Annotated in this window: 21 protein-coding genes; 5 read left to right on the top strand and 16 right to left on the bottom strand. The window is 41.2% G+C overall.

Translation table 11 applies throughout. The features are described 5' to 3' along the window. Window positions 1–66: 66 nt before the first annotated feature. The 4 genes from PJ15_RS11670 to PJ15_RS11655 all read right to left on the bottom strand — a co-directional run bounded on the left by PJ15_RS11670 (window position 67) and on the right by PJ15_RS11655 (window position 6,402). The gene (locus PJ15_RS11670; RefSeq protein ID WP_047430981.1) at window positions 67–1,077 is read right to left on the bottom strand and encodes a cell division protein ZipA C-terminal FtsZ-binding domain-containing protein; all 1,011 of its coding nucleotides are present in this window, start codon (window positions 1,075–1,077) and stop codon (window positions 67–69) included. A 1-nt stretch (window position 1,078) separates the two neighbouring features. Continuing rightward, window positions 1,079–4,528: a chromosome segregation protein SMC gene (smc, locus tag PJ15_RS11665; protein WP_047430978.1), complete on the bottom strand. Its 3,450-nt coding sequence runs from the start codon at window positions 4,526–4,528 to the stop codon at window positions 1,079–1,081. A 10-nt stretch (window positions 4,529–4,538) separates the two neighbouring features. Then, window positions 4,539–5,234 (bottom strand): GntR family transcriptional regulator, encoded by a 696-nt coding sequence (locus PJ15_RS11660; RefSeq protein WP_004770835.1) that lies wholly within the window; start codon window positions 5,232–5,234, stop codon window positions 4,539–4,541. A gap of 367 nt (window positions 5,235–5,601) precedes the next feature. Next, window positions 5,602–6,402 (bottom strand): sulfite exporter TauE/SafE family protein, encoded by an 801-nt coding sequence (locus PJ15_RS11655; RefSeq protein ID WP_047430975.1) that lies wholly within the window; start codon window positions 6,400–6,402, stop codon window positions 5,602–5,604. 6 nt (window positions 6,403–6,408) lie between these two features. Here PJ15_RS11655 and PJ15_RS11650 point away from each other — a divergent pair, with 6 nt between their 5' ends. Both PJ15_RS11650 and PJ15_RS11645 read left to right on the top strand, forming a co-directional pair. Continuing rightward, entirely contained in the window at window positions 6,409–7,185 is a 777-nt protein-coding gene (locus PJ15_RS11650; RefSeq protein ID WP_047430973.1) for a biotin--[acetyl-CoA-carboxylase] ligase, read from the top strand. Between the two features lie 15 nt (window positions 7,186–7,200). Next, entirely contained in the window at window positions 7,201–7,944 is a 744-nt protein-coding gene (locus PJ15_RS11645; RefSeq protein WP_047430970.1) for a pantothenate kinase, read from the top strand. On the opposite strand, the gene PJ15_RS11640 is transcribed toward PJ15_RS11645, so the two are convergent. Both PJ15_RS11640 and ffh read right to left on the bottom strand, forming a co-directional pair. After that, on the bottom strand, window positions 7,914–8,501 hold the full coding sequence (locus PJ15_RS11640; RefSeq protein WP_047430967.1) for an RBBP9/YdeN family alpha/beta hydrolase: 588 nt from the start codon (window positions 8,499–8,501) through the stop codon (window positions 7,914–7,916). The two genes, PJ15_RS11645 and PJ15_RS11640, sit on opposite strands and share 31 nt — an antisense overlap. 162 nt (window positions 8,502–8,663) lie before the next feature. Further along, window positions 8,664–10,073, bottom strand: a complete 1,410-nt coding sequence (gene ffh, locus PJ15_RS11635; protein WP_004770827.1) for a signal recognition particle protein — start codon at window positions 10,071–10,073, stop codon at window positions 8,664–8,666. 147 nt (window positions 10,074–10,220) lie between these two features. Here ffh and PJ15_RS11630 point away from each other — a divergent pair, with 147 nt between their 5' ends. Together PJ15_RS11630 and PJ15_RS11625 are read left to right on the top strand one after the other, a co-directional pair. Next, window positions 10,221–11,030 (top strand): inner membrane protein YpjD, encoded by an 810-nt coding sequence (locus tag PJ15_RS11630; protein ID WP_005256228.1) that lies wholly within the window; start codon window positions 10,221–10,223, stop codon window positions 11,028–11,030. Between the two features lie 79 nt (window positions 11,031–11,109). Then, window positions 11,110–12,039 (top strand): tRNA dihydrouridine synthase, encoded by a 930-nt coding sequence (locus PJ15_RS11625; RefSeq protein WP_047430964.1) that lies wholly within the window; start codon window positions 11,110–11,112, stop codon window positions 12,037–12,039. Window positions 12,040–12,109: 70 nt separating this feature from the next. Here the strand turns inward: PJ15_RS11625 and PJ15_RS11620 are convergent, their stop codons facing one another. The 8 genes from PJ15_RS11620 to PJ15_RS11585 form a co-directional block, all read right to left on the bottom strand. Next, the gene (locus PJ15_RS11620; protein ID WP_047430961.1) at window positions 12,110–13,111 is read right to left on the bottom strand and encodes a DUF6160 family protein; all 1,002 of its coding nucleotides are present in this window, start codon (window positions 13,109–13,111) and stop codon (window positions 12,110–12,112) included. A 123-nt stretch (window positions 13,112–13,234) separates the two neighbouring features. Continuing rightward, window positions 13,235–15,658, bottom strand: a complete 2,424-nt coding sequence (locus PJ15_RS11615) for a DUF6160 family protein (protein WP_047430959.1) — start codon at window positions 15,656–15,658, stop codon at window positions 13,235–13,237. A gap of 29 nt (window positions 15,659–15,687) precedes the next feature. Next, window positions 15,688–16,416 (bottom strand): DUF6160 family protein, encoded by a 729-nt coding sequence (locus PJ15_RS11610; protein ID WP_047430956.1) that lies wholly within the window; start codon window positions 16,414–16,416, stop codon window positions 15,688–15,690. 13 nt (window positions 16,417–16,429) lie between these two features. Continuing rightward, entirely contained in the window at window positions 16,430–18,553 is a 2,124-nt protein-coding gene (locus PJ15_RS11605) for a hypothetical protein (RefSeq protein WP_047430954.1), read from the bottom strand. Between the two features lie 244 nt (window positions 18,554–18,797). After that, window positions 18,798–20,207, bottom strand: a complete 1,410-nt coding sequence (locus tag PJ15_RS11600; RefSeq protein WP_047430951.1) for a hypothetical protein — start codon at window positions 20,205–20,207, stop codon at window positions 18,798–18,800. Window positions 20,208–20,493: 286 nt separating this feature from the next. Beyond that, a complete protein-coding gene (locus tag PJ15_RS11595) occupies window positions 20,494–21,885 on the bottom strand; it encodes a hypothetical protein (RefSeq protein WP_047430948.1) in 1,392 nt (463 codons plus the stop codon). 252 nt (window positions 21,886–22,137) lie between these two features. Next, window positions 22,138–22,707: a dCTP deaminase gene (gene dcd / locus PJ15_RS11590; RefSeq protein ID WP_002120290.1), complete on the bottom strand. Its 570-nt coding sequence runs from the start codon at window positions 22,705–22,707 to the stop codon at window positions 22,138–22,140. 105 nt (window positions 22,708–22,812) lie between these two features. Continuing rightward, window positions 22,813–23,406, bottom strand: coding sequence for a LysE family translocator (locus tag PJ15_RS11585; protein ID WP_005256212.1), 594 nt, complete (start codon window positions 23,404–23,406; stop codon window positions 22,813–22,815). A 311-nt stretch (window positions 23,407–23,717) separates the two neighbouring features. Between PJ15_RS11585 and PJ15_RS11580 the strand changes: the two genes are divergently transcribed. Then, window positions 23,718–24,275 carry a DUF2062 domain-containing protein gene (locus PJ15_RS11580; RefSeq protein WP_047430943.1) on the top strand — a complete coding sequence of 186 codons (558 nt, stop codon included), beginning with the start codon at window positions 23,718–23,720 and terminating at the stop codon, window positions 24,273–24,275. A gap of 24 nt (window positions 24,276–24,299) precedes the next feature. Here the strand turns inward: PJ15_RS11580 and PJ15_RS11575 are convergent, their stop codons facing one another. Both PJ15_RS11575 and apbC read right to left on the bottom strand, forming a co-directional pair. Next, window positions 24,300–25,175, bottom strand: a complete 876-nt coding sequence (locus PJ15_RS11575; RefSeq protein WP_171248593.1) for a 5'-methylthioadenosine/S-adenosylhomocysteine nucleosidase — start codon at window positions 25,173–25,175, stop codon at window positions 24,300–24,302. Between the two features lie 145 nt (window positions 25,176–25,320). Then, window positions 25,321–26,550: an iron-sulfur cluster carrier protein ApbC gene (gene apbC, locus PJ15_RS11570; protein ID WP_047430940.1), complete on the bottom strand. Its 1,230-nt coding sequence runs from the start codon at window positions 26,548–26,550 to the stop codon at window positions 25,321–25,323. Between the last annotated feature and the right edge of the window lie 94 nt (window positions 26,551–26,644).

The raw sequence follows: 26,644 nt of genomic DNA, 5'->3' as shown, positions 1-26,644 counted from the left end.
TTCACCATATAAAAGGGCGGAAAAACCGCCCTATAACTTTTCACTGAATTTATTATAAAAGATTCATTAAGCTGTTGCTTGATTTGGACGATAATCAATCACGTGATGACGCCAATGTTCTTTTAACTGCGGCGTAAATTCCAGATTATTTTCATCATAGACCTTACCATCGACTTCACGCGCAATTAAACCCGCAATACTGGTCATCATGTCATAACCCGTAACGGCCTTGCTATTTGGTAATGCCAAGAAGAATGCAAGACCTTGCACCTGCTCACCAGATAAGGTTTCCAGATCAAAACCAGCTGGGCCATTATCCGTCATACGCAATACCGAGAACATCAAGGCACTTGGTTCATCGGTATTTTCATAACGATGGAAGCACGACATTTCACCGAAACGTAAGCCATATTTTAATAAAACTTTGAGCGCTTTATCGCCAGATAAGGCACGGCGTGGATTCGGATAAACATTCAAAGCAATGATCTGCTCTGCGGTGGCTAAAGCACTTTCATCGTCGTAGCGTTGTTGTTCGTGTAAATGCACATCCAAAATATTACTTTCGCCATCAAACTCTTCAATTGCGACCGTTTCGATATTCGGGTTCAAGCTGAGTTCTGCTTCGGTTTTATTTTCCTCAGCTTTCTCTGTAGCTTCTGCATTTTCAGAGACGATTGTTGTTTCTGCTTCAGCAGTCACGGTCTCATCTTTTTGAACAGTTTCAGTTTCTACAACCGCTTCAACAGTTTCTTCTTTAGCCACTTCTTCTGTTGAAACCACAGCTTCTGTTTTTTCTGCGGTATTTGCAGTCTCAACCGTTTTTTCTACTGGGGTCTCTGCTACAACCGCGTCTGTATTCAGACTTGGTTCAACACGTTCAGTTGTGGTGACCACTTCATCTGGCAAAACTTGATCTCGTACATGACGAGGGATGACAGGCTGCTGACTTTCAGGATTAATATATAAATCCGCTTCTAATGACGGCTCGACTGGTTTCGGTTTTCTTAAAAGCATCATTAAACCAACGAGCATAATCACAACGGCGATAACAATGCCTATTATTGTATTCATTTCCATACTATGACTCCGCAACTAACCCGTATTCTTTTGCCTGCTCTAAATCGACAGTCACTAATTTTGATGTGCCTGGCTCTGGCATGGTCACTCCCAGTAAGTCAGTTGCCATTGTCATCGCCAATTTATTATGTGTAATGTAAATGAATTGCACCTGTTCAGAAAGCTCTTTTACCAAATTACAATACCGCTGAACGTTGGCATCATCCAAAGGCGCATCAACTTCATCCAAAACACAGAATGGTGCAGGGTTTAATCTAAAGATCGCAAACACCAGCGCCAATGCGGTCAAGGTTTTTTCACCGCCCGATAAGAGAGCCAATGAACTGTTTCGTTTACCTGGTGGACGCGCCATCAATTTCACACCAGATTGCCAGTCATCTTCAAGACTTAAGCTCGCTTCCCCGCCATTAAAGACTTTAGGGAAAAGGACTTGCATCTCTTGATTGACCTGATCAAAAGTGGTCATGAATAGCTTACGGGTTTCCTGATCAATACTTTTCATGGCATCTTTCAGTTGATCAACCGTATTCTGCAAATCCTGCATCTGATGACTGAGTTCATCAAAACGCTGTGATACTTCCTCATATTCCTGTGAAGCTGCCAGATTGACCGCACCAATTTTTTCGAATTGCTGCTGCGCTTTTTCCAGTTTCTGTTGATGATCTTTAATTTCAATCGACAGATCAGATAAAGCTTCTGCATTTAACTCTTTCAGTTGTTCCAGATAATGTTCACGATCCGATTTGGCTGCCTGCCAAGCCAAACGCTTTTGCTCTAACTGTTCACGTACCTGCTCATCTTTTTGCTGGGCTTGATGACGCTGTTCAGTCAACTGCTGCTGTTTCTCTTGAATCTGATTCAGTTCAAGTTGCCATTCATTCCAGTTTTTTTGCAATTTTTCAGTTTGATGAAATTGTTCCTGAAATTGTGACTCTAAATTTGGCAATTCCAGTTGAATCGGATCAACAAATTTCTTTGCCTGTTCAATTTGTTCAATAATTTGATGATACTGCGTTTTTAAGAATGAAATATCTTTCTCTAACAGCTCAATTTGCTGATTGGCCTGAGATGTTTGGCGACGTAGACTTTCACGTTGCTGTTGCTGCTGAAGCAACTGTTGTTGTTGCTCGTCCAATTGTTCATTCAGGTTTTCTACCTGAAACTGCAAGGTTTTATAATTCGGCAATACCGCTTCTAATTTGAGTGCAAGCGCATGTAAATCAATTTCCAGATCATCACGCTGCATCGCATCTTCTTCAAGCTGTAGATCCAGCTGTTTGAGTTGATCTGCCAATTGCTGTTGCTGCAATACAAAAGCCTGCGCTGTACTTTGCAATTTGGCAATTTGCACATCTAACTGTTGCAGCTCTTTCTGTTTTTGTTTCAGACTTTGCTGCTGTTGCTGTAACTGTTGTTGTTGCTGTTGCAAGGTGTGCTGCTGTTGAGAAAATTGCTGTTCCAACTCAAGCAGCTTAGGTTGTTTCTCCGCAAGTTGCAGCTCAATTTCCTCTAAACGCACTTGATGGCTCAACATACCTTGCGCACTTTGGCTATCTTCATCGTAATGCAGACCAATCACCCAATCTGCGCCAACATGATAACCATCCAGCGTTAAAATCGACTGTGTCTGCTGGAGTTCTGCTTGATGCGCTAAAGCGATTGCCAGATTCTCAGCTACAGCAACATTTGCCCATAATGAAGACCGTGGGGCTTCAATCCAGTCGCTTAGACAGGTTAAATGTTGAATTTGAATACCTTGTTGCGTCGCTGACTTTAATTGTCGAGCCACGCCTTCTTGGAATGACTGCTCATCATCCAGTAAATGCGCTTGTAACCATTTGGCTAAGAACTTTTCAATGATACTGGCATGGCTTTTACCTTGCGCGGTTAAACGTAGGCTTTGCATCAAGCGAAGCGTATTCTGCTGATGCTTTGGACTTTGTTTCGCTACCAGTTGATTCAAATTCTTTTGTTCAGCCAGTAAAACTTGTATTTCGGTTTTAAGCGTCTGCACATCCGCCTTATCCAGCTGTTGTTGTTCTTGTTGCGCCTGTAAATTTTGCTGTAGTTCTTCAATAGCGGCTTCCAGCTCAACGATCTCTTGATGAAGTTGTTGCTGCAATTGTTCCAGTTGTGCCTGTTCTTCATCTTGAACCTGCGCTCGGATCTGACCACTTTGCGATTGTAGCGTTTGCTTTTGCTGTTCGATTCGCAACACATTTTTGGCAAGCTGCTCAATTTGCGCGGCCATCTGCAACTTTTGCTGTTGTTGCTTATCGACCTGTGCTTTGAGCTGTTCAAACTGCTGTTGTGCTTGTTTTTGCTGGGCCTGAACATCACTCACGTTTTGTTCGGCCGTTTGTGTTTGCTGTTCTAATGCCAGCAATGTTTCATTTTGCTCATCAAACTGGGCAGATAAAGTTTCGATCTGGAGTTCAGACAACTGTAAACGTTCTTTGGTCTGTACTTTCTGCTGTTCAAGCTGTACCAGACTACTGCTATTCTGCTGGAATAGGCTCTGCTTTTGTTCCAATGTCATTTTCAACTCAGCCAGTTTTTTCTCTGCCTGCTGCCACTCCTGTTGCAATGGCGAAGACTGCTGAATTAAGCGCTGAAATAAAGCACTGGTCGCTTCCAGATCATGTTCAATCGTCTGTGATTCAGAACGAACCAATTTAAATTGTTCGCCCAATGCCGTCATTTCAACGGTATATTCTTGTTGTAATTTTTGGCTTTGATTGGCTTGGAAAGACAGAATCTCAATTTTTAAAGTACGGATCTGACCTTCTAAGGTTTTGTATTGAATCGCAGCTTCAGATTGACGCTTCAAGCTTCTCAGCTGTGATTTTAGTTCCGCGGCAATGTCATCTAAACGTGCCAGATTTTGTTCAGTATGTTCTAAGTGCTGTAAAGTCTCGCGACGACGTGCCTGATAACGCGATACTCCAGCGGCTTCTTCAATAAAGACCCGCATTTCTTCAGGCTTGGCATCCACCAGACGGTTAATCATGCCCTGTTCAATCACCGCATAAGAGCGCGGCCCTAAACCTGTGCCCAAGAAAATATCGGTAATATCACGACGGCGACAACGCGTACCATTCAGGAAATACTCCGACTTCCCTTCGCGCGTCACCTGACGACGGACGGCCAGCTCATTATAGGCGTTATACGCCCCACCCAATTTGCCATAGGTATTGTCAAAACGAAGCTCAACACTGGCAACACCGACAGGTTTACGCTTGGCTGTCCCTGTAAAGATGACATCCTGCATACTGCCGCCACGCAATTGACGTGCGTTGGACTCGCCCATAACCCAGCGAATCGCATCAATGACATTGGATTTACCGCAACCGTTCGGCCCCACAACCGCAGTTCGGTTCGCCTTAAAATTTAATGTTGTACTATCGGCGAAAGATTTAAAGCCTGAAAGTTTTAAACTACTTAAACGCATACTGCCCTAACTAGCGGCGTGAGCGTCTAGCCCAGGCCAATTCAATCTGTTTCATACGTGTCAGAGATTCCAACACAAGGTTACGCAAGTGTCGACAAAAATCTTCCATAAATAAAGCAGCTTGTTGTGATTTTCGGATCAAAATAGCATCAATCACCAGCTTAAACAGCGTAAATGACTCTTGTAACTCCCGACGTGAGGTATTCAAGGTAAGAAAATAGCTACGGCGCAATGAAGGCAACAGTTCTTTATAAAATTGCATGAGGTATGGATTTGCCACCATTTCATGTTGTTCAGCTAAATATTTAAAGATTGCATCGTAAAATTTTTCAATGTCCCCAGCCCTGACGAACTCCACCAATTGATCCAGTAAAGCTTGTAAATGCTCAGCTTCATTGACACGCCAAGTTTCACTAATGCGTTGCACGATATGCCCCAGAACCATCACATTGGTATCAAATAGCGCTTTAACCTGTTGCGCCGACATTTCAGATACAATCGCACCACGTCGTGGAAAAATCTCAATTAAATAGGTACGTTCCAGTAATAACAATGCTTCACGGACAGAACCGCGACTGACATCTAATTCTTTCGCAATGCGCAACTCTTGAATACGTTCGCCTTCAACCAGCTCACCGCTAATAATTTGTTCACTAATATATTTTGCAATCTGTTCAGAAAGACTATCAGCCTCTTCGAGATTCATGAGCGCCTCGCTATCTTTGTTATACGCATTGTCCAATGCTATTTACGCTTTTTTGTTTTAACTGATCTCACCCTATAAATTCTATATCATTGTCTGACAATTTTATTGCTTTTTAAGCCAATCGTCCTGAAAAAGCACCTATCCATTCTCAAAATAGATGAAAAAATCATTTTTTCTATTTTTATTATCAAATATTTATATTTTCCATGAGTCGCCAACCATCCATCTGATCGGAAAATAACTTTATGGAATAAATCACAAAAAATATTATTTATATTAAATCAATCGCAATTTAATCATGGATGAATACGCACATAAGCATCTTCATCCATTCTTGAAGTTCATGACTAACGAAACAAATTAATATCTACATCAGCCCTTTGTAGATGAAATAACACCCAACCACCACCAGCAAGCCTGCAAAGCATTTTTTCAACATGGCTGGCGATAACAGATGAGCAACCTTGGCACCGAATTTCGCGGTGATAAAGCTCATGACACTAATGCCCAAAAAAGCATAAACATGGACATAGCCAATGGTATTCGGTACTTCAATCTGTTCTTTCGCACCAAACCACATAAAGCCCAATGCACCTGCCACAGCGATCGGCAATCCACACGCTGCCGAAGTCGCCACTGCTTTTTGCATCACCACACCATGACGATTCAGATAAGGAACGGTCAAGCTACCACCACCGATACCAAAAATCGCCGATGCCACCCCAATGCCACCACCTGCAGCCAGTTGTAACGGTGCAGATGGCAAGTGTCGATTTGGATCAACCACGGCATTGGCCCCTTTAAACATCTTATAGGCCATCCAGACTGCAAATACACCGATCACCAGTTGCAAATGTTGTCCTGACATCAAGTCGGCAATACCAGCGCCCAAAAATGAGCCTAGCACCAATCCCGGTGCAAGATTACGGAACACAGGCCAGAGCACTGCACCTTTCTTATGATGCGCCGTTACCGAACTGATTGAAGTCACGATAATGGTTGCTAACGACGTACCCACTGCAATATGCATAATGACATTCGGGTCATAATTCATTTGCGTGAAGACAATATATAAAATCGGCACAATAATTAAGCCACCGCCTACGCCAAATAGCCCCGCAGCAAATCCGGCAATTGCACCAATCAGCAAATATATGATTAACTCCATAAACAAATGACCACGCTACTTGTAAAAATGATGGATGATTTCGCAACCCGCCAGCTTCAACAATTATTGAACGCAAAAAATCAGTTTCCCGAAGTGGTTTTACTCAAGACCACCACGACATCAACCAATGATGATATGCGTGAAATTGCAGAAAAAGGCATTACGACAGGACTGGTTTGCAGTGCGCAGCAAACACAAGGTCGAGGTCAACATCAACGACCATGGTCCTCTCCTGAAGGAAACATTTATTTAAGCACACTGATCCAGACCAAGACAGCACTAGACGGTCGTCTGGCATTGGAAATTGCGTTAAATATTCTACAGATGCCGAGCTTACACGGTCTTCAACTACAAGTGAAATGGCCCAACGATTTATATAGCCCTCAAGGGAAATGGGGAGGCATCCTGGTAGAACCGCTTTCGACTCATCAAGCCATTATTGGGGTGGGCATCAACTTAACCACGCCACCTGTGGAAAATGCTGACCAGCAAATTACCTCATTACAAATGCTCGGTTTAGATCCAATCGACCGAATCGGGTTAATTGCTGAACTCTATACGGCAATCCAACAAGCTGCTCAATGGTTTGAACATGGCAGTTATAATCTGGCAGAACGTTTTAACCACCACGCGATTTGGCTCAATCAGCACGTGGAATTTGAGCATACCAAAGGCAAAGTTCAGGGACTGTTCCAAGGTATCTCCAATGAAGGCGCGGTATTGATCAAGACCGATCAAATCCAGCAATTCTATCAAGGTCGCTTACGTCTCGCTTCAGTTTGAGAATAGGAAGAGCTCATGAAAAGTTTATGGCTTGATATTGGAAATACCCGTTTAAAATACTGGATTACACAGAATGATCAGGTGCTTGAGCACGCAGCCGAGTTACACCTGCAATCTCCTGCAGATTTATTACTGGGTTTAATCCAGCATTTTCGTCATCAGAACCTGACGCAGGTCGGTATTTCTTCCGTACTCGATTCAGAGAATAATCAGCGTATCCAGATGATTCTCAATATACTGGATATTCCGATTATCTTTGCCAAAGTTCATGCAGAGTATGCTGGTCTGAAATGTGGTTATGATGTACCAAGCCAGCTCGGGATTGACCGCTGGTTGCAAGTCTTGGCAATGGCAAAGCCAGCTGAAAACTTTTGTGTGATTGGTTGCGGGACGGCCCTGACCATCGATCTGGTTGAAGGATTGCAGCATCTCGGCGGTTATATTCTGCCAAATCTCTATCTGCAACGGGATTCTCTGATTCAGAATACCAAAGGGATCAAAATTCCAGACTCTGCCTTTGATAATTTAAAACCGGGTCATAACACGGTCGATGCAGTCCATCACGGTATATTGCTCGGTCTGATCAGTACCATTGATCAAATCATGCAGCAATCCCCGAAAAAGTTGATCTTAACAGGTGGTGACGCCGCTTTATTTGCTAAATTCCTCAGTCATTATCAACCTCAAGTTGAATCGGATTTATTGCTACAAGGTTTAAAACACTATGTTCAGCTAAATTCAGCCTTGAGTAAGGTTTGAAGTGCCTGCAATAACTGTGGAAATTCCTTAAAGCCATCTTCTGCACGAAAATGTCCAGCCTGAGCAACCTCAATCAGCTGGGCATTGAGCAAGTTTGAAAATTTAAACATCAATGGCACAGGAATTATCGGATCGTTGCTGGAAAAGAATACCAGACGTCGCTGAATATTGGCTCTCAGAATGCCGCTCTCAAACTGGGCATTTTGAATAAAGGCATTAAATTCTGGATGTTGAGCAATCGGGTCATTAAAACCAGCAATAAAAATTCCCGCTTTGATGGTCATTTGCTTCAATTTCTGAGCCAAAAATCGTGAGAGCGCCACACAAGAAAGCCCATGTGCCACCACGATACTTCGCTCATTCAGCCCTTTTAATTGCGCTTCCAGACAAGTTTGCCAAATCTCTGCTTCTGGATGACTGGCATCTGCAAGAAATACACGCTCAACCCTAAGCTCATCGCTTTTCAGTTGTTGTTCTAACCAGCCATACCAATGCTGATCGGGATCGGAATTTTCACAATGCAGAATAAATACGCTATTTTTTGAATTATGTGACATATTTAACACTATTTTTCAATAAAAACATAAACTTAGAAATCTATATTGCGCTTTTTTAATTATTCTTAATATTAATATTTTGTATCAATTTTATACAATACCACTCAAAATATAGGCATAGAAAAAGGCGCATTACGCGCCTTTTCAGGAAGTCGATAGAACTTACTTTTTCTGGTCATTACTACCAAATAAAGGGCCCATACCACCACCGCCACCAAATTGTTTTTGCATATTGCCCAATGATTTTAACATTTTGCTCATACCTGATGGATTCGCAAATTTCTTCATCATTTTCGCCATTTGTGCCTGTTGCTTGATCAGTTTATTCACTTCAGCAACGTCCATACCACAACCGGCAGCAATACGCTTTTTACGACTAGGGTTAATCAGATCAGGATTACGACGCTCTTTGATCGTCATTGACTGAATGATGGCTTCCATACGCTTTACTTGCTTTTCAGGATTGGCTTTTTCAATCGCGTCCTGAATACCCGCATTGCTCATGCCTGGTAATTTGTCTAGGAAGCCCATCATGCCACCCATTTTACTCATTTGCTCAAACTGCATCAGCATATCTTCAAAGTTGAAGTTGCCGCCTTTTTGCAGTTTTTTCGCCATTTTCTCGGCTTTTTCTTTGTCGATTTTGCGTTCAACTTCTTCGACTAAAGAAAGGACGTCACCCATACCTAAGATACGTTGTGCAACACGATCCGGATGGAATGGCTCAAGTGCATCCAGTTTTTCACCAATACCCAAGAACTTGATTGGCTTACCAGTAATGGCACGAACTGAAAGTGCTGCACCACCACGTGCATCACCATCCGTTTTAGTCAGAATCACACCGGTTAAAGCTAAAGCATCATTAAATGCTTTTGCAGTATTGGCAGCATCCTGACCCGTCATTGCATCAACAACGAATAAGGTCTCGGTTGGTTTCACCGCCGCATGTAATTCTTTGATCTCGTCCATCATGTCTTCATCGACATGTAAACGACCTGCTGTATCGACAATCAGAACATCAGCAAACTGGATTTTCGCCTGCTCAATCGCACGATTCACAATATCAATCGGCTTTTCAGATGCTTCAGATGGAATAAAGCCAACACCGACTTCATTCGATACTGTTTCTAACTGCTTGATCGCTGCTGGACGATAAACGTCGGCAGACACCGTCATTACTTTTTTCTTTTGGCGTTCTTTTAAGAAACGTGCCAATTTTGCAGCAGTCGTGGTTTTACCTGCACCTTGCAAACCGGCAAGAAGCACAACAACTGGTGGTTTTGCACTTAAATCTAATGTTTCATTTGCCTCACCCATCATCTTGGTGAGTTCATCATAGACAATCTTTACAAATGCCTGACCAGGAGAAAGCTGAGTCATGACTTCTTGACCGAGCGCTTCTTCCTTAACCTTCGCGATAAATTCACGAGTTACAGGTAACGCCACATCGGCTTCAAGAAGTGCCATACGTACTTCACGTAGGGTATCTTTAATATTGTCTTCGGTCAGCTGCCCTGAGCCAGTAACATTTCTTAAACTCTGTGTGAGTCGTTCTGTTAAGGTATCAAACATTGCGAAATCCGCTTTAAATGGCTAGTTGCAAAAAAATCTTTCTTAAAATAGAAAATTTATGCATAAGATGCTATAGGATACTGTAGTTCGAAGCGAATTTATATCTTATATGGTGAATATTATTCATCCTCCTAAAAAAGGTTTGACATGATCAGTCTCCCCTTGGTTTACACAATTTTGGCACTTATCGCCTATACCAGTTCATTCTGGTATTTGTTTATTCGTTTAATGTCAAAACGTACTCCAAATCTTTGGTGTTATGGCTTGATGGTCGGTTTAGGACTGGTGCTGCACGCGACTGTCCTTTCCCAAGACATGCTGACATCTATTGGGGTGAATTATGATGTATTCAACCTGATGTCCTTCACTTCTGGACTCATGTTGGCACTCAGTCTGATCCTAAGCTTGATTCGCCCAATCCTGCCATTGAACCTGATTGGAACACCTGTAGCCGCTTTTGGTTTAATTCTCGGCTTCGCTTTTAGTCAGCCAAATCAAATTATTGAACAACATAGTTTTGGTCTGGACTTACATATCATTTTGTCCCTGTCTGCTTATGCTGTGCTGCTCATGGCAACCATTCATGCTGTTCTGCTCTGGTTTCAGGATCGGGAACTAAAAAAGAAACAAAAACGTCGTATCTGGGTGAATTTGCTTCCACCATTTCAGGTCATGGAGTCATTATTATTTGACTTGATTATTACTGGATTTGGCCTGCTTACAGCCGCATTATTGTTCGGCTTCTTTACCATTGATAACTTTTTTGCCCAACATCTCGCACATAAAACTGCATTTAGTATCATTTCATGGTTCTTATACGGCGCATTATTGATCGGACATTACAAGTTTGGCTGGCGTGGACGCAAAGCAATTCGTTTCACCATTACTGGTTTTGTCTTGCTAGCAATAGGCTTTATGGGCAGTAAATTTGTTTTAGAAATGATATTAGGACGTTAAGCTTTTCTACGCTAATAAAAACTAGACAGCCTATCTGAAAATGCGTATAACGCTGTTTTCGCTTAACTAGGTAAAAATCGTGAAACTTGTACTCGCTCCGATGGAAGGTCTTACTGATCCAATCATGCGTGATGTGCTCACCCATGTTGGCAGTTTTGATTGGTGCGTGACCGAGTTTATCCGTATTACCGATAGCATTCAGCCAGATCATATCTACTATAGCTTTTGTCCAGAACTGAAAAATGGCGGTAAAACCGCAGCTGGCACGCCTGTACATGTGCAATTTCTGGGCAACAATCCTGAGATGCTCGCTGCCAATGCAGCCAAAGTGGTTGAACTGGGTGCGCCTGCGATTGACCTGAATTTTGGTTGTCCTGCCAAAACAGTAAACCGCCATCGTGGGGGTTCTGTGTTACTGGATGAACCAGAAACCGTACATCTCTTAGTCAAAGCCGTTCGTGATGCTGTACCTGCACATATTCCAGTTTCAGCAAAAATGCGTTTGGGCTATCTTGATGAAAATCACACTTTGGATAATGCCCATGCCATTGAAGATGCAGGTGCGAGCTGGCTCACCGTACATGCACGCACCAAAGCAGATGGTTATACCCCACCCGCCTATTGGGAAAAGATCCAACCGATTACCGAAGCATTAAAAATCAATGTTATTGCCAATGGTGAAATCTGGAACAATGCCCATGCCAAAGCCTGTCTAGAGCAATCTCATTGTCAGGATTTAATGATTGGTCGGGGTGCGGTGACTACACCAGATTTAACCTTATGTATTCGTCAAAATATGGATCAGGCGATGCTGTCTTGGCCTGAATTGGTTGACCTGCAGCTACGCTTCCTAAGCGGACAATACAAGACCGAGATTGGCATGGTTGGACGTTACAAGCAATGGCTCGGTATGATGACCAAGGCGTATCCTGAAGCCCAGCAACTCTGGGGACAGGTGAAGAAGATCAAACAGCTCGAAGACATCCTTCAGTACTTAAAGCAAAGCTAAGGCTGAAATTCGATTTTAAATTAAAAAAAGCGGCCTAAGCCGCTTTGGAAAACCCAAAATCAATTCAAGATTACATTCCACTCACTTTCATTTTTAAATTCGTTACGGAAGCCCCTGTCATACCAATATTTCCAATCGAAGCATTTGGTAAATTATTAAAGACACCTGACTGTTGGGCTGCATTTGAGCCCAACAGGACATTATTCAACTGTAAATCAAACTTGTCTGTTGTACCTGCATTGCCAAAAATAATCCCGCCCTTATCAGCTCCCTCTGTACCATATACGCCAGCATAGAAACCTTTAAGCCCAAAAGGACTACCATTATGTCCTGTCAATTTAAAGTTAAAACTTGCACCAACAGCGGTCGTTGCTGCATTTCCAGAGGTTGTATAATCAGAAACCAGCATAATATTACAACCATTCCCTGAACCACAGATGGACTCAATTGCGCCATCAAACATAATCATATGCCCTTGTGGTGCCGCGCCCAGCTGGATATTCATACTTGGTTTATTTGATGCAAAAACGATATCGATGCCACCTACACGCAACAGTTCTTTAACATCACTTTTAAGTAAAGTCCCTGCCGTAAAAATGGAATTACGTGTATAGCTACTTCCATTTAAATTAGAAAGCGAATTTGATCCGGCGGTATAAATAGAGAAAGGTGAGATTCGAAGTCCTGTAATACTATTATCGAAAGTCAAACCAATATTCGCAAAAGCGCCCTTTGCAGCAGCATTCCCCTTATCTGTATCAATGGTTGCTTTCAAGCCGAAAGTGGTCTCGGTACTGCCATTTAATCCCGATACTTTTACAGGCGCTGCAACAGCTTGTCCTGCTACACCAGCAATCACCAGACCTGCACGACCCGTATAGCCACCACTTGGCAGACCATCATTATCAATGATTGCCATTTGATTGAACTGGACATTGGACTGTACACCAATGGTCAAACCGTCTTGTCCAGTCATTGCTGAAAGACTCTGATCATCCATCGGCTGCATCGCCATTGTTAATGGACTTAACAATAATAATGACAAACACGCTAGTTTCTTGTTTTTATTCATTGTCCTCATCCATAGACAAATGTTTAAAATATATACTACAGCTTAACATAACCCACTCACCGCACAATCACTTTATCGTTAGACAGATAAGTGGAAGCATCTACTGTTACACCATCAAATGCCTTAGTTTCGAGGCATAATTGAAAATTGGCTGGTTAAGCGTCCACCAGTAATTGCCATTTCACCTAAACGCTGAGCACCTCCACTCGGGCCATAAAGGTTAATATCTCGAGTTCTAAAGACACCGTCAGTGGTACGATTCGGGTTAAACGTTAGCCCAGCATTAAAGCTGGCTACCCCTTCTCCTGAACTATCTCGACTGATCTTAATGGCATTGTTAAATGCAACATCACCCTGAATATTATCTAGGCCTAAAGTTGAACCATCCACAGGATCACTAATTTGAATCGTGTTATTGCTTGCTGCATTTAATTTAAGATCACCGACAATATTCAAGGCATTGCCTGTGCCATCCGCTTTATATTCGTTATTTGGAATAAGAGACAGATTCATATCTCCGCCGATACGAAGTTTTAAACCAAATAAAACATCATTACTCAATGCAAAGTTATTATTGGGTGAAACGCCACCAGTATAAGTCGCACCTGGTAAGTAACCCGCAGCGACTTCTGCTGCCATCACGATGAGCATATCTTTGAGTGTCGCGTTAAAACTGCCATTTTCGAGACCGAGACTTCCCGTTCCTTTTAATAACATATCAATATTACGTAATCCCATGTAATAGTTTCGAGCGCCATCAATTACCAGAATAGAAGTGGTTTTATTTCCCAAAGCCTTGTAGTTGCTATCACGATCTACGCCTGTGGTACTCATACCCAATGAAAAACCCAATCTTGGCGTTTCACCAGTGCTTCCAACACTATGTTTCACACCATTTTTATCAAAATAGAAAGCCTCATTGGCATTCACCTTAGTACCATACATTGCCATATTGGCATTCAAGTTATAAAAAGGTAATGCTAAGCCCCAGTTATTATCCGTGTGATTGGTAATTGGTGCATATCCACTTTCAGGGTTACTGGTTGCACTGTTGGTGAAACGCCCACGTCGAGAAATTGCCTGAAACTCTGCGCCCCGAATTGCCACAAGCAGACTATAAGGATTTGTGGTACCTGTTTGGGTATGAAGACTTTGCGTATAGTCCACATCTCGGGTTAAGAAACTACCATTACCAAATTTAGAAGTCTGGAAAACATAGTTTGCTGGTAGAAATACCGAACGGGCATCAACCAGATTGATATATACATTCCCTGTATCAAATGAGCCTCGGCTACCTAACTGTAAACCCGTTAAATTACCGAATTCAAAACCATAGGTATTTAATCCTGCACCGCCAATTTCTAACGTTGTCGCCTTTCCGTCACTCCCCAACATGGAGTCATTATCTTTAGTAAATTCAGCCTTCATACGGAATGCAACACCCGTTTTCCCCATAATGGCATTTCCGTCAGTGGTGCTGCCGAGAATATTGGTTCCCTCAGGATTGCCATAGCTGCTTCCATAAGCAGGATTCGCTGCATTACTTGCATTAATACCACGTAACTGTAGAGAACCATTAATCATACGACCATTGGCTCCGACACGAATTAAGCCTTTAGCCTTATTATCAGGACTGGCTTGCTGATTTAACGGCGTATTGGTTGCATCCAGCGTATAAGGAGAAGCTGGATTTGCTTTTTTATTCAATAAAAACTCTAAATTTAATCCAGCATTGGTCGCTACCCCACTATCTGCGTATGTTCCAGCTGTAACATTGCCAGTATCTTTAACACGCGTAAAATCGACATAACCATAATCATTCGTCGGTGTTTGGGTCAATGAAGCATTCGCTGCATTGCCAGTAAGTAATGCATTATTGGTTTGTAGCTTGATTCCTTCAACAGAATCGACAAACATCACGCCTTTACCCAAGAAGTTAAAATTCAGATTTTTCAGAACTAGTTGATTCAACTCATTATTTGAAGTCTGCCCCAAATAAATATTGGCATTTTTAAGGCCTAACTCTAACGAAGCCTGACTACTTTTACTAAACAGTCCGTCCGTCGTTTTAAACTTCAAGTCCAGCGGTGATGTTGTTTGAATGGCTAAATTACCAATATCACTACTACATCTATTGGTGTCACAAATCTGAAATGAATCAATCGTTATAAGAGACGGATTTGAGGATAGCTCTATGTCTAGGCCCGTTTTATTGCCATTGCTACCAGTATTCAGCTTATAGGTTGTCCCAAGCGGATTACCTAACGCATTTTGCTGAATGTTAAAATTATTAGCGACTGCTTTTAAGGTCGTGCCCGCTGCATCAGAACTTCCTCGTCCTGCATCATCCTGCCAAAAAAACTGATCTACATGGATCTTGTCATAGGTGGTTTCAATATGAACACCATCTTGTCCATTTACACTACGTAAGGCACTATCATCCAACGCTTGTAAGGCATAAGCAGAATGACTAATAAAAAATATACTTGCAGCTAAAGTATTGAGTGCAAAACTTATATTCCTAGCATTTTCATTATTTTTTTTCATCGCTTCAATCCTTTGAAATTTATATCCGGTTAGCAACGTGGATGGCTTGCATCGCAAGAAAACATCATTACATTTCCTTGAATCGCCAAATTACCATTCATTTTTAACCCCATAAATCCCGTTTCTTTATTACGGTCATACACGGAAGGATGATCTGCAGCGTATGTCGGTGCTTTTAAATAGCCATAGCCATTTGCTGGCGGTGTAGTCGGATTATTCCCTTCGACCAGTTTTCCATTACTATCATAGTAACTGGTAAAATCATCTTGCTCGATGGCAAGGGCATTAAAACCAAAATTACGGATCAAAATCGGCTTGGTTGGGTCAAAGCTTAATTGCATTGCTGGTTTAGTTCTTGCAGCTCCGCCATCATCGTTATAAATCAGGTCGACACCATCCAGACCTAACTTTTGCAGATCAATGGTTCCTTGTATTCCTTTAAAGACCAACCAGACTTTATTCGCTGGATTAGCTTGTGTCGGATCACTAACAGGCTGATTACCATTTCGGACAAAACGTTTATTGACCGAAATCCCAAGATGACAAAAGGCCAAGTTTTCACACACACCACCCAGACCATTATCAAACTCATATTTTCCAGTGGTACTGTTATAAATCTGGTTCAATGATAATTTGAGAGATAAATCCGCCCCTGCCTGACCTTCAACAGCCTGTAAAGCTTCATTATCCAGACTTTGTAATTCGGCATGCGTTAACGTTGTGGCTAATACAAGAAGTAAAGTTGTGATTTTTTTCATCGTATTACTCCTTTTATAGTCCAGTTGTCGTAATTTTAAGATGCTGAATCAAGACACCATCAATCACAGCCGAGCCCATATTATTGATTGGCGAAGCAGTATTTAATTTATAAGTATTAATATCCGCATTTGGTGTGGTTGAATACCAACGCCCATCTACAATACGTGCATCTGGCAATGCTCCAGTAGTTGGCACCACAAATTTTTGATTATTATTCCCTGCATCTTGCCGTGTATAACCAGTATTTAAAACCGATGGATCATAAAGTGATGTACTATCAATGTTGACCCAGTTTACGCCGCTGGTTGAATCAAATCGCAGGCCGTAATCACCATTACTTCCTGTAGCTGTACCACCGCTGGTGCGATATTGCCAACGATAACCACTACAGAATAATCCTGAACAACCAACACTCGTCCGTTGTTGATTTTGTAACTGATAGAAATACTGATCTTTTGATACTGTGCCTGAGTTTAAAGACCCAAAAGAAATACCAACTGCATCCTGTGTACTATTTCCTTTAAATGCCTGAAGTGTTTTACCACCGTCATTACTATAGACAGTACCAATGCCAATACTACTGTGTGTAGCATTTGAACCCTGATAAGTTTTTCCACCCAAGCTGATATTGCTACCACATTGATAAACGTTACAGGTAGACCCTTTATAACTTGTATCTGCACCTGTGTAATCGGTATAGATTTGCTTATAAATACTTTCTTTATTCGGAATACGTGCAACTTCCAGACTGAAGTTCTTACCATCTGAACCCAAAATCACAGGCTGATATAAATTACCCAACACCAGATTGGTATTTAGGTTATAAATAAAAATCCCTTCATTTGCATCAAAACTAGGTGCATTGCCACCTTGAATAGCAGGTGTCGATAAATTCGCGGTATCTGTTGTTTCTCGAGTACTTAAACGGAGTACACGATCATTTAGGCCTGTTGGTGCAGTCCAGTTACCCGTTGATGTTATTTTAGTCGTCTGACTACGGATACGATACTCCGTCACTCCTGTTCCACCAGGGTTACTGGTTTGTCCTGGGCTATAACGAGGTGTCCAGATGTCTGTACCTGACCCGCAAGCGGTACAAGTTTCGCCGGCATTCAGCGTAGGCAAGGTATCTGTTTTTGTAGAAGTAGGCGTATTAATCGTCATGCCTGCTTTTAAATTAGCACCATCCCCACTATTGAAACGAAAAATACCAGATAAACCTAATGTGTTGTTATAAAAAGGGCTTAAGCCTCCCGTGCTTCCTGCACCATTAAGCGTCTGGAATATTTTTACATTACTACCATTTAAACTAAAACCATTCCATATCCCTTGCAAACGCAGACGATTCGCACGAGTAGGATCAATACTCGTGCCGACTAAACCAGCATTATTTCCATACTGGAACTGGTCCGCGGCACCATCAGCTTTATTGGGATTGCGAACAAAGGCATCCGCCCATAAGCCAAGTTTTAAGTTATAAGCATTTGCACCAACAGGATCCGCCCCAGTTTTAATCACAGTAGGAGCACCCGTACCTGTTGCATTATCATTATAATATTCATACAAAGGTGCTTCTAAAGCCATGTAGGTGACTTGCCCTGTATCGGTATTCGGTGTACTGCCATCTGGCGTAAAAGTAGGAACATTGGCTTGCGACTGAACTTTTAAGATCCATGGATTACTTGCCGATCCCCAGCTACTAATTGCATTAATCGCATTTCCGGCAGTATTTAAACCTACGCGTTCATTATTATTGTTTGAACGACCTGCATTTGAGGCAGAAAGCGCCAATCCGTATAGAAATAAATCGGCTTTACCTACTGCGCGGTCCCCCGCATCTACACCACCACTTTTATTTGTATCTGTTGCTGCAAGGGATAAAGGCCCGACTGGAACATAGTTAATATAACCCGTATCTAATTGGCGATTAAGTAAATCTGTGCCTGTTGTGGTATTTTTTTCACCCTGAAAAATCATATATGTATTTTGTGGGAGTAGCGCGATGCCTTCACCCGTCGTTTGGCTTAAACCTTCATCGGAGAGTTCTTGTAATGCAAAAGCAGATTGACTGATACATAGTCCAATAAAACTTGCTAAAACAGTCTTTTGAAATGAATCCATATGGAGTATAGCCATCTTGACCTTCCTAAATACCCGATGCTCCGCACCTACGTTATATTTTTTCTTTCATCCTTCTGAGTGATTTAAAAACTGCTTCCTAGCATCACTCAAGCTATAGACGAATCATGTCTATCTCATCACAATTTATTATGCCGAATAATTACACAAATGCAAAACAAACTGGCTAAATGTTACATTTTTCCGATGAGTGTATAGATGAAAAGCAGCCGAAGCTGCTTGAGTTATTTTTCGAATTAAACTAACAGAACTTCAAAGTACCATAGCAGTTCGGCGTAAATTTTTGGGTGGCTAATTCTAAATTAGTTAAAGCCATTTGTGGGCGGGTTGCATTGATTAAATCAACTGTACCAACAGGAATATCACCTCCAAATAAGCAATCTCCTGCAAGATTATTACCACATTGAATTCGCCCTTTATCCGTTTTTAAATAGTTACTCACTTGTCTAAATGCTTCATTGAGAGTTTCTTTAGGAATATCAACATTAAAAGTAGGTTGAATAAATCCGATATCGATTGGATTGGTAAATTCAAGCCACCAGCCATTTTGAGAAATAGATGTATTCTTCGTCCATTGAATATTTTGAGACTGTAAAGAAAGTGACGCTGCTGTGCCGTTTAGATTCGCTTTATGGAAATAACCTAAGTCCTCACTAATCGCCACATCAACCATTAAATTTTGAATCACCCCAGTTACATTCTTATTGTTTAATGGAACATCAACAAAGCCTAATGCTCTAGCAACTGCATCAATAGTTCCAGTTAAAGCAATATCTCTAACTGCAGCAGTTGCCGTTAAATTCGCACTAGTTATACGTTTTCCTGTAATTTCTTGCTGTTTTAAAGTTAAATCACCTTTTAAAACATTACTACCGCTCGATTTATCACGAAGATTTAAGTTATAAGCAGTTGTTGTAAATGGAATATTTCCAATGCCAAACAATGTACAACATACTTCGCCAGAAATAGCATTATATCCATCTGACTGTTTTAATGTGCCTTTTGCCGCCTCTCCTGCAACTAGACTTGTTCCAAATCCATTTACATTGGCAAGACCTGTTGTCGCGGCAATCTGCATATATCCACTGAGTGAGTTAATCCCACTTTTAGCCGCACCATTTTCCAGTCCAAATGTAATTAGACCAAATGCTTTTTCTGCACTTAAGTTCAGCCCAACAATTTGACGAGTTGAAGCTTTATCAGGGTTCTTGATTGCAAATTCAATAAAGGGATTAGTTAAAACGGCAGATGAGCCGGCACGTGCTGCACGATCAGCCGCACTATCGGTATTGGATGTAGCCGAATTGCCTAAACCACTCAAACTCAAATAATCAATATCGATATCACAACCGCCAGCGCCATTGACTCCGCCACAACCCAACTGAAGTTTTTTAATATTGACATTGAGTTCCATTTCAGCTTCTAGGCCTAGCTTATAGAAACCAATGGTTTTATCTCCACCAGCGCGCTTTGCTTCCTGATTTGCCAAATCAGTTGGTGCGACATAAGACAAACTCATCAATGCTTGGCCTGTTGCTGCTGACAATTCACTATCGGTCATACTTTTCAAAGTATGTGGAACTGCATAGGCCACATTACAACACCAACTCATTACCCCTAGAAAAAATATAGATGAATATCTATTTTTCATCACACAATCCCTTTATTTTCTAAAACTTAGATCAATTAAACATCAACCTAAGTTTTACTTATAGGCAAATTATCAAAAATTCTGCCTCCCCCATACGCAATATAATCAAAATATTGTTAAATAATAAGAAACTTCCGATGAAACTCTCCAATATTTAATTTTTGGTCTATTAAAGGGGCATTCATTTTTATAAGTTTTTATTTAAAACAGCACGTAAAATATTAGAGTAATAAATGAATAGACAAATAAAAAGCAGCCGTAGCTGCTTAAATTTTTTAAGATAAAACTAGCAGAACTTCAAAGTACCATAACAGTTCGGCGTAAATTTTTGAGTGGCTAACTCTAAATTCGTCAACGCCATTTGTGGGCGGGTTGCATTGATTAAATTCACAGTCCCTGTTGGAATCGTATCACCCAAAAGACAATTTAATACTCCAAATGTTCCACAATTAATCGGATGATCTGTCAAATATTGAGATACTTGTGAAAATGCTTCATTGAGCGTGGCTTTAGGAATGTCAACATTCAAGGTAGGTTGGATAAAACCAATATCGATTGGATTACTAAACTCTAACCACCAACCATTTTGTGAAACAGATTTATTATTACTCCATTGAATATTCTGTGATTGTAACGAAAGTGACGCTGCTGTCCCATTTAAATTCGCTTTGTGGAAAAAACCCAAATCTTCACTAATCGCAACATCAACCAGCAAGTTCTGGATGGTACCTGTTACCTGTCTATCCAGATTTAACCCGATCGCTTTTGCCACAATATTCCCACTTAGGTCAATATCACGTACCTTTGCAGTAGCAGTTAAATTGGCACTGCTAATTCGCTTTCCAGTAATCGCTTGTTGCTCTAAGGTTAAATCACCTTTTAAAATATTACTCCCCGTTGCTTTATCTCTAAGGTTGAGCGCATAAGAGGTTGTTTCAAAGTTAATTGTAGGTACGCAAAGAGCTGGAAGACTACATACCTTACCTGTAATCGGATTATAGCCATCTGACTGATTTAAGGTCCCTCTTCCCGCTTCCCCAGACACTAAACTGGAGCCAAACCCGTTTACATTGGCAAGACCGGTTGTCGCAGCAATTTCCATATAACCACTGAGTGAGTTAATACCAGTTTTCTCTGCTCCATTTTCTAGGCCAAAGGTAATTAAACCCAAAGCTTTCTCTGCACTTAAATTCAGTCCAACAATTTGGCGAGTTGAAGCTTTATCGGGGTTTTTGATTGCAAATTCAATAAATGGGTTAGTGAGAACTGCAGATGAGCCAGCACGTGCTGCACGATCGGCCGCGCTATCGGTATTGGAAGTTTCAGAATTACCTAAACCACTTAAACTCAGGTAATCAATATCAATATCACAACCGCCTGCCCCATTCACCCCACCACAGCCTAACTGAAGCTTTTTAATATTCACGTTCAGTTCCATCTCAGCTTCTAGACCTAACTTATAGAAACCGATGGTTTTATCTCCCCCAACGCGCTGTGCTTCTTTATTGGCTAAATCAGTAGGTGCGATATAGGACAAGCTCATCAATGCCTGCCCTGTCGTTGCAGACAGTTCACTATCCGTCATGCTTTTCATTGTAGTAGAAGTTGCATATGCCGTACTTAAGCAAGAGCCGCCTAACAAGAGCATTGCCAAATGAAGAGACTTGAACTGTCGCATAACCGACCTCCGTGTTTAAAACATCCATACATGTTTATTTTTATCGCGTATTTATATGATCACTATAGATTCCAAATCTATATTTTTTCTGTGATTCTGTACAAAAAAAAATCAAATTTATTAGATTGTATCTTATTTTTTTTAAAATGCTAGGTTCATTTATCTGAACAATTTAACCGATAAAAAAATTGAATATTTTTAAAGTATTTAGCTGAAAAAAAACTCACCGCAATTGGGTGAGTTTTTTAATATTTAGGTCTTCGGCAATGTCACACCAGTTTGACCTTGGTATTTACCACCACGATCTTTATATGAAGTTTCACATACTTCATCACTTTCAAAGAACAACATTTGTGCAACACCCTCACCCGCATAAATACGCGCTGGCAAGTTTGTTGTATTCGAGAATTCCAGTGTTACGTGACCTTCCCACTCTGGTTCCAACGGCGTAACGTTTACAATAATCCCGCAACGTGCATAAGTTGATTTACCCAGACATACGGTTAACACATTACGTGGAATACGGAAATATTCAATCGTACGCGCTAACGCGAATGAGTTCGGCGGAATGATACACACATCAGACTCAATATCGATAAAGCTTTTATCATCGAAGTTCTTAGGATCTACAATTGCCGAGTGGACATTGGTAAATACCTTGAACTCACGTGCACAACGGACATCATAGCCATAGCTCGATACCCCGTAAGAAATCAACTTTTCACCGTTTTTATCAAAACGAACTTGATTTTCCGCATAAGGTTCAATCATGCCGTGTTTTTCGCTCATTTCACGAATCCAACGATCAGATTTTATAGCCATGACTTTTTATCCAAAGACGAAGTTAATAATTGGCGAGTACTTTAACTTAAAATGGTATTAATGAAAACAACACCTCTAGCCTTAGCGTCAATAGAGGTGTGAATTTTATAAATTGCTGAGCGCTGAATAGCTAATCGGGATCGCAAAACTGACCAGCACGATACATGCGGTACGTTGTAATTTCGCTTGAGAGAGCCAGTTCACTTTATTGGTTGCCAGCATTGCACCAACAGAGATCCAGAATAAGGCTATCGGAAGAATAAGCCCGACAAATGTGCTCATGTGCGCCATATAAATGTCCTGACTTTTCCATGCAGCAGCGGGGAAAATAGCTGAAGCAAATAATAAAGCCTTAGGATTGAGTAAGGTTGCACAAAGCAATTCTTTCGGGCGAATGGTCGGTTGGTTTAAAACCACGTCCTGATTCGCTGTACGCCACAACTTTATTGCAAGAAAAACGATATAAGCCGCACTCAATAATTTCAGAAATATGGGTAATAAAGGTAAAGTCGCTGACACTTTGCCAATCAGCATTCCCCATGCAGTAATGGCAATAATATAACCGACAGCTTCCGCTGGAATAAGCAGTAAAGATTTACGTAATCCGACCTGAATCCCTGAAGATGCAAGTAAGGTATTGGTTGGACCAGGAGTCAGCAGAATGGTTATCACTAAACCAATAAAAAACCATGAAATCATTGAATGACCTCACTAAGAGAGATTTTCAGATTAATCCAATTACACAGCTATAGCAAAAAAATAACTGTAAGGACTTATGACTAAACCCCACATAAGCTTTTATTTTATCTATATTTTTAAAATTACAAGTAGCACTAACTCAACAGTCACGGGGATAAGTCTGGATATTTAAGATTCAAATTTTAGAGACGGCTTGATTATTGTCTCAACCACCCTCAAATACACAAGGACATAATTTTAAGTTTTTGCTAAGCAATTAATGTTATTTTATGCGCTATTCCCTTCTCTTTCTTGTTACCTCTCCATGATTTATGCCTAAGAAATTTTTTCATAAGTGGCTGCCTTCTTCGGAAAAAGTCGCTCGTCTAAAATTTATGAAGATTTTTGGTGAACGCACCTTAAATCCATTGCTTTGGTATGTAAATCGCCGCTCTATTGCAAAAGCCATGTTTATTGGCACTTTCTGGGGCATTTTACCTGTTCCGTTTCATAGCGTATTTATTATCCTGACTGTGCTCTGGTTTGAGGTCAATTTACCAATTGGATTGTGTATGGCGTGGTTAACCAATCCCTTTACAGTGGTACCGATTCTTTATTTAGGGTTCTGGTTTGGGAGTAAGATTTATCACGTCAATATGATCAATAAAGATATGTTGCTGGGGGTTTTACATCAAATTCTAAACTGGATCAAAAATTTTGGGCATGGGCATATTGATTTTAGCCTAGCCAAGATTCTGGTTTCAGGGCTGATGATTGAAGCCATTTTATTTGCAGTTTTATTTTATGCAGCGACACACTTACTCTGGCGTTGGAGTGTGATTCGAAGCTGGAAAAATCGTGAGAAAGAGAGAAAAGAAGAAACCATCTAAATGGTTTCCTCTCAACAAGAATATTTATTTCGTTGCTGCTTTGGCTTTCATATATTGCTCAGCCACATCAAGTGCGTATTCCTGACAGGCTTCACCTGTCGCTGGGTCATAGGCACCATTATTCGTAATGTTATTGGATAAAATACGAATACCGAGGAATGGTACTTCGAATTGATGTGCGATCTGTGCCACTGAAGCAGCTTCCATTTCTTCTACCGAAGTGCCATAAACGGTATGGAACTGCTTGATGCGATCAAGCTCGTTATTCCATGTATCTGCCGAACCAATCGTGCCTTCCACCACTTGCCCTTTAGTGTAATTGGGTTTTGCCTTATAAGCAGCAAGCAAGAGTTCTTTGTCCCCTTCAAATTTACGGATCGCGATAGGCTCAGGATCAGATTCATCATCGGGTAATACATCAAAAGCTTCATTCCACTCTAATGCATTTGAACCACCGCCAACTGGCTTATTCGGTGTTTTAAATGCACCGATATTGGTGGTGTATTTGCCTAACACAATATCAAACACATGTAAATCTGGATCATGACCACCAGCTGTGCCCTGATTAATAATCGCAATCGGTTTGTAATGCTGAATCGCAAGTGCAGTGGCAGCAGCAGAATTACTCATGCCCATACGTGTCTTGGAAATCACCACAGGATAACCTTTATAGGTCCCCTTCCAGAACACCCACTTACCGATAACTTCTTCTGTCACATTGTCTAATTTTGATGCCATTTTTTTTGATTCGACAGGTAATGCACCTTGAATCACGATCGGCTGTAATTTCGCTTGCTCTTGAGGTTGAGTCGAATTTGAATTGCCATCACCATTACACGCACCTAAAAATAGAGCCGTACATACACTGGCAATACCGATAAAATATTTAACTTGCATCATTAACCTGTCTTAAAAAAGAAACCCTATACAAAGCAAGTAACGTACCTACTTTGCTGTAAAGGCGAGTTTTGAAATGGTCTAAATAAAAAGTGATTTGCTTTAGAAAGCAAAAACCCAACATCAGCATGTTGGGTTTTCTGTGTAATTAGAAGATACGTTTATCGTCTTTCTGGCGTTTTGGCAGCTTATCCATTTGTTGTAACACCGCTTGTGCAATATTGAGATAGCTTTCCGCAGCCGTATCTTTCGCAACTACGCTTGGCGTTCCCTGATCTGCATGCTCACGAATTTTCGCATCTAAAGGAAGACGTCCAAGTAATGGAATCTGATATTGCTCAGATAATTGATCTCCGCCACCTGTACCAAAAATCTGTTCTTCATGTCCGCAATTCGAGCAAATATGGGTCGACATATTTTCAATCACACCAAGAACAGGAATATTCACCTTATTGAATAGCTCAATCCCTTTGGTCGCATCCATTAACGCTACATTTTGTGGGGTCGTTACAATCACCGCACCCGTGACTGGAATACGTTGTGCCAAGGTCAGTTGAATATCGCCAGTACCAGGCGGCATATCGATCACCAGCACATCCAGATCAGGCCATAAAGTCTGGTTGAATAACTGCATCAATGCACCCGTTGCCTTTGGCCCACGCCAAGCCACAGGCGTATTATGCTCACCAATTAAATGACCAATTGACAATACCGCCATACCATAGGCATCTAAAGGCACAAAGTGTTCATTTTCAATCAGTGGGGTTTTGCCTGCATTGCCCAGCATCGTTGGAATACTTGGACCATAAATATCGGCATCCAGCACCCCAACTTTTAAGCCAAGCTGCTGTAGAGCCAATGCAAGGTTTACTGTGGTGGTTGATTTACCAACACCACCTTTACCTGATGAAACCAGAATCACATTCTGAATACGTGGATGTGCAGCAACATCGCGCTGTTGCGGTGCAGCTTTTTGAATCGGAGGATTATTTGGATCTGCTTCTGCTTTTGGTGAAGCATCCATCACAGGTGGTAAGTTGTTATTTTCTGCTTTTGGCTTTGATGAACAGCTGTGTCCCGCCTCACCATGCGCTGTATGTTTTTGTTGAATAATGTGTAGGTTTAATTCCTGAATGCCACATTTTTCCAATGCTTCTGCAAGCTCATCATGAATCTGTTGTAAGTGGTCTTTTTCTTGAGGAAATGTGTTAATCGTCAGCTGTAAAATACGACCTTGTACATTGACCTGACTAATGCGATCTTTGAGCGCATTTTCTGAATGCGGTAACACATAATTTTGTAGAACTGTTTGAATCTCGTCTTCCTTCACTTCTTGTGCTGGTGAAAAAACAGATTTTAAGGAAGAAAGCCACGACATTTTGTTTACTCCAAAAACAGATCAACATAGCATTGAGTTCGCTTAGTTTAGCAGTATTGAAGAATCCACGCTCCTCTCAAAGCAGATAATTGCT

Origin of the sequence: Acinetobacter sp. neg1, from assembly GCF_000788125.1 — a bacterium.
Taxonomy (GTDB): Bacteria; Pseudomonadota; Gammaproteobacteria; order Pseudomonadales; family Moraxellaceae; genus Acinetobacter; species Acinetobacter vivianii.
Note: the sequence above shows the minus strand (reverse complement) of the source record. Positions and strands in the feature narration are given on the sequence as shown.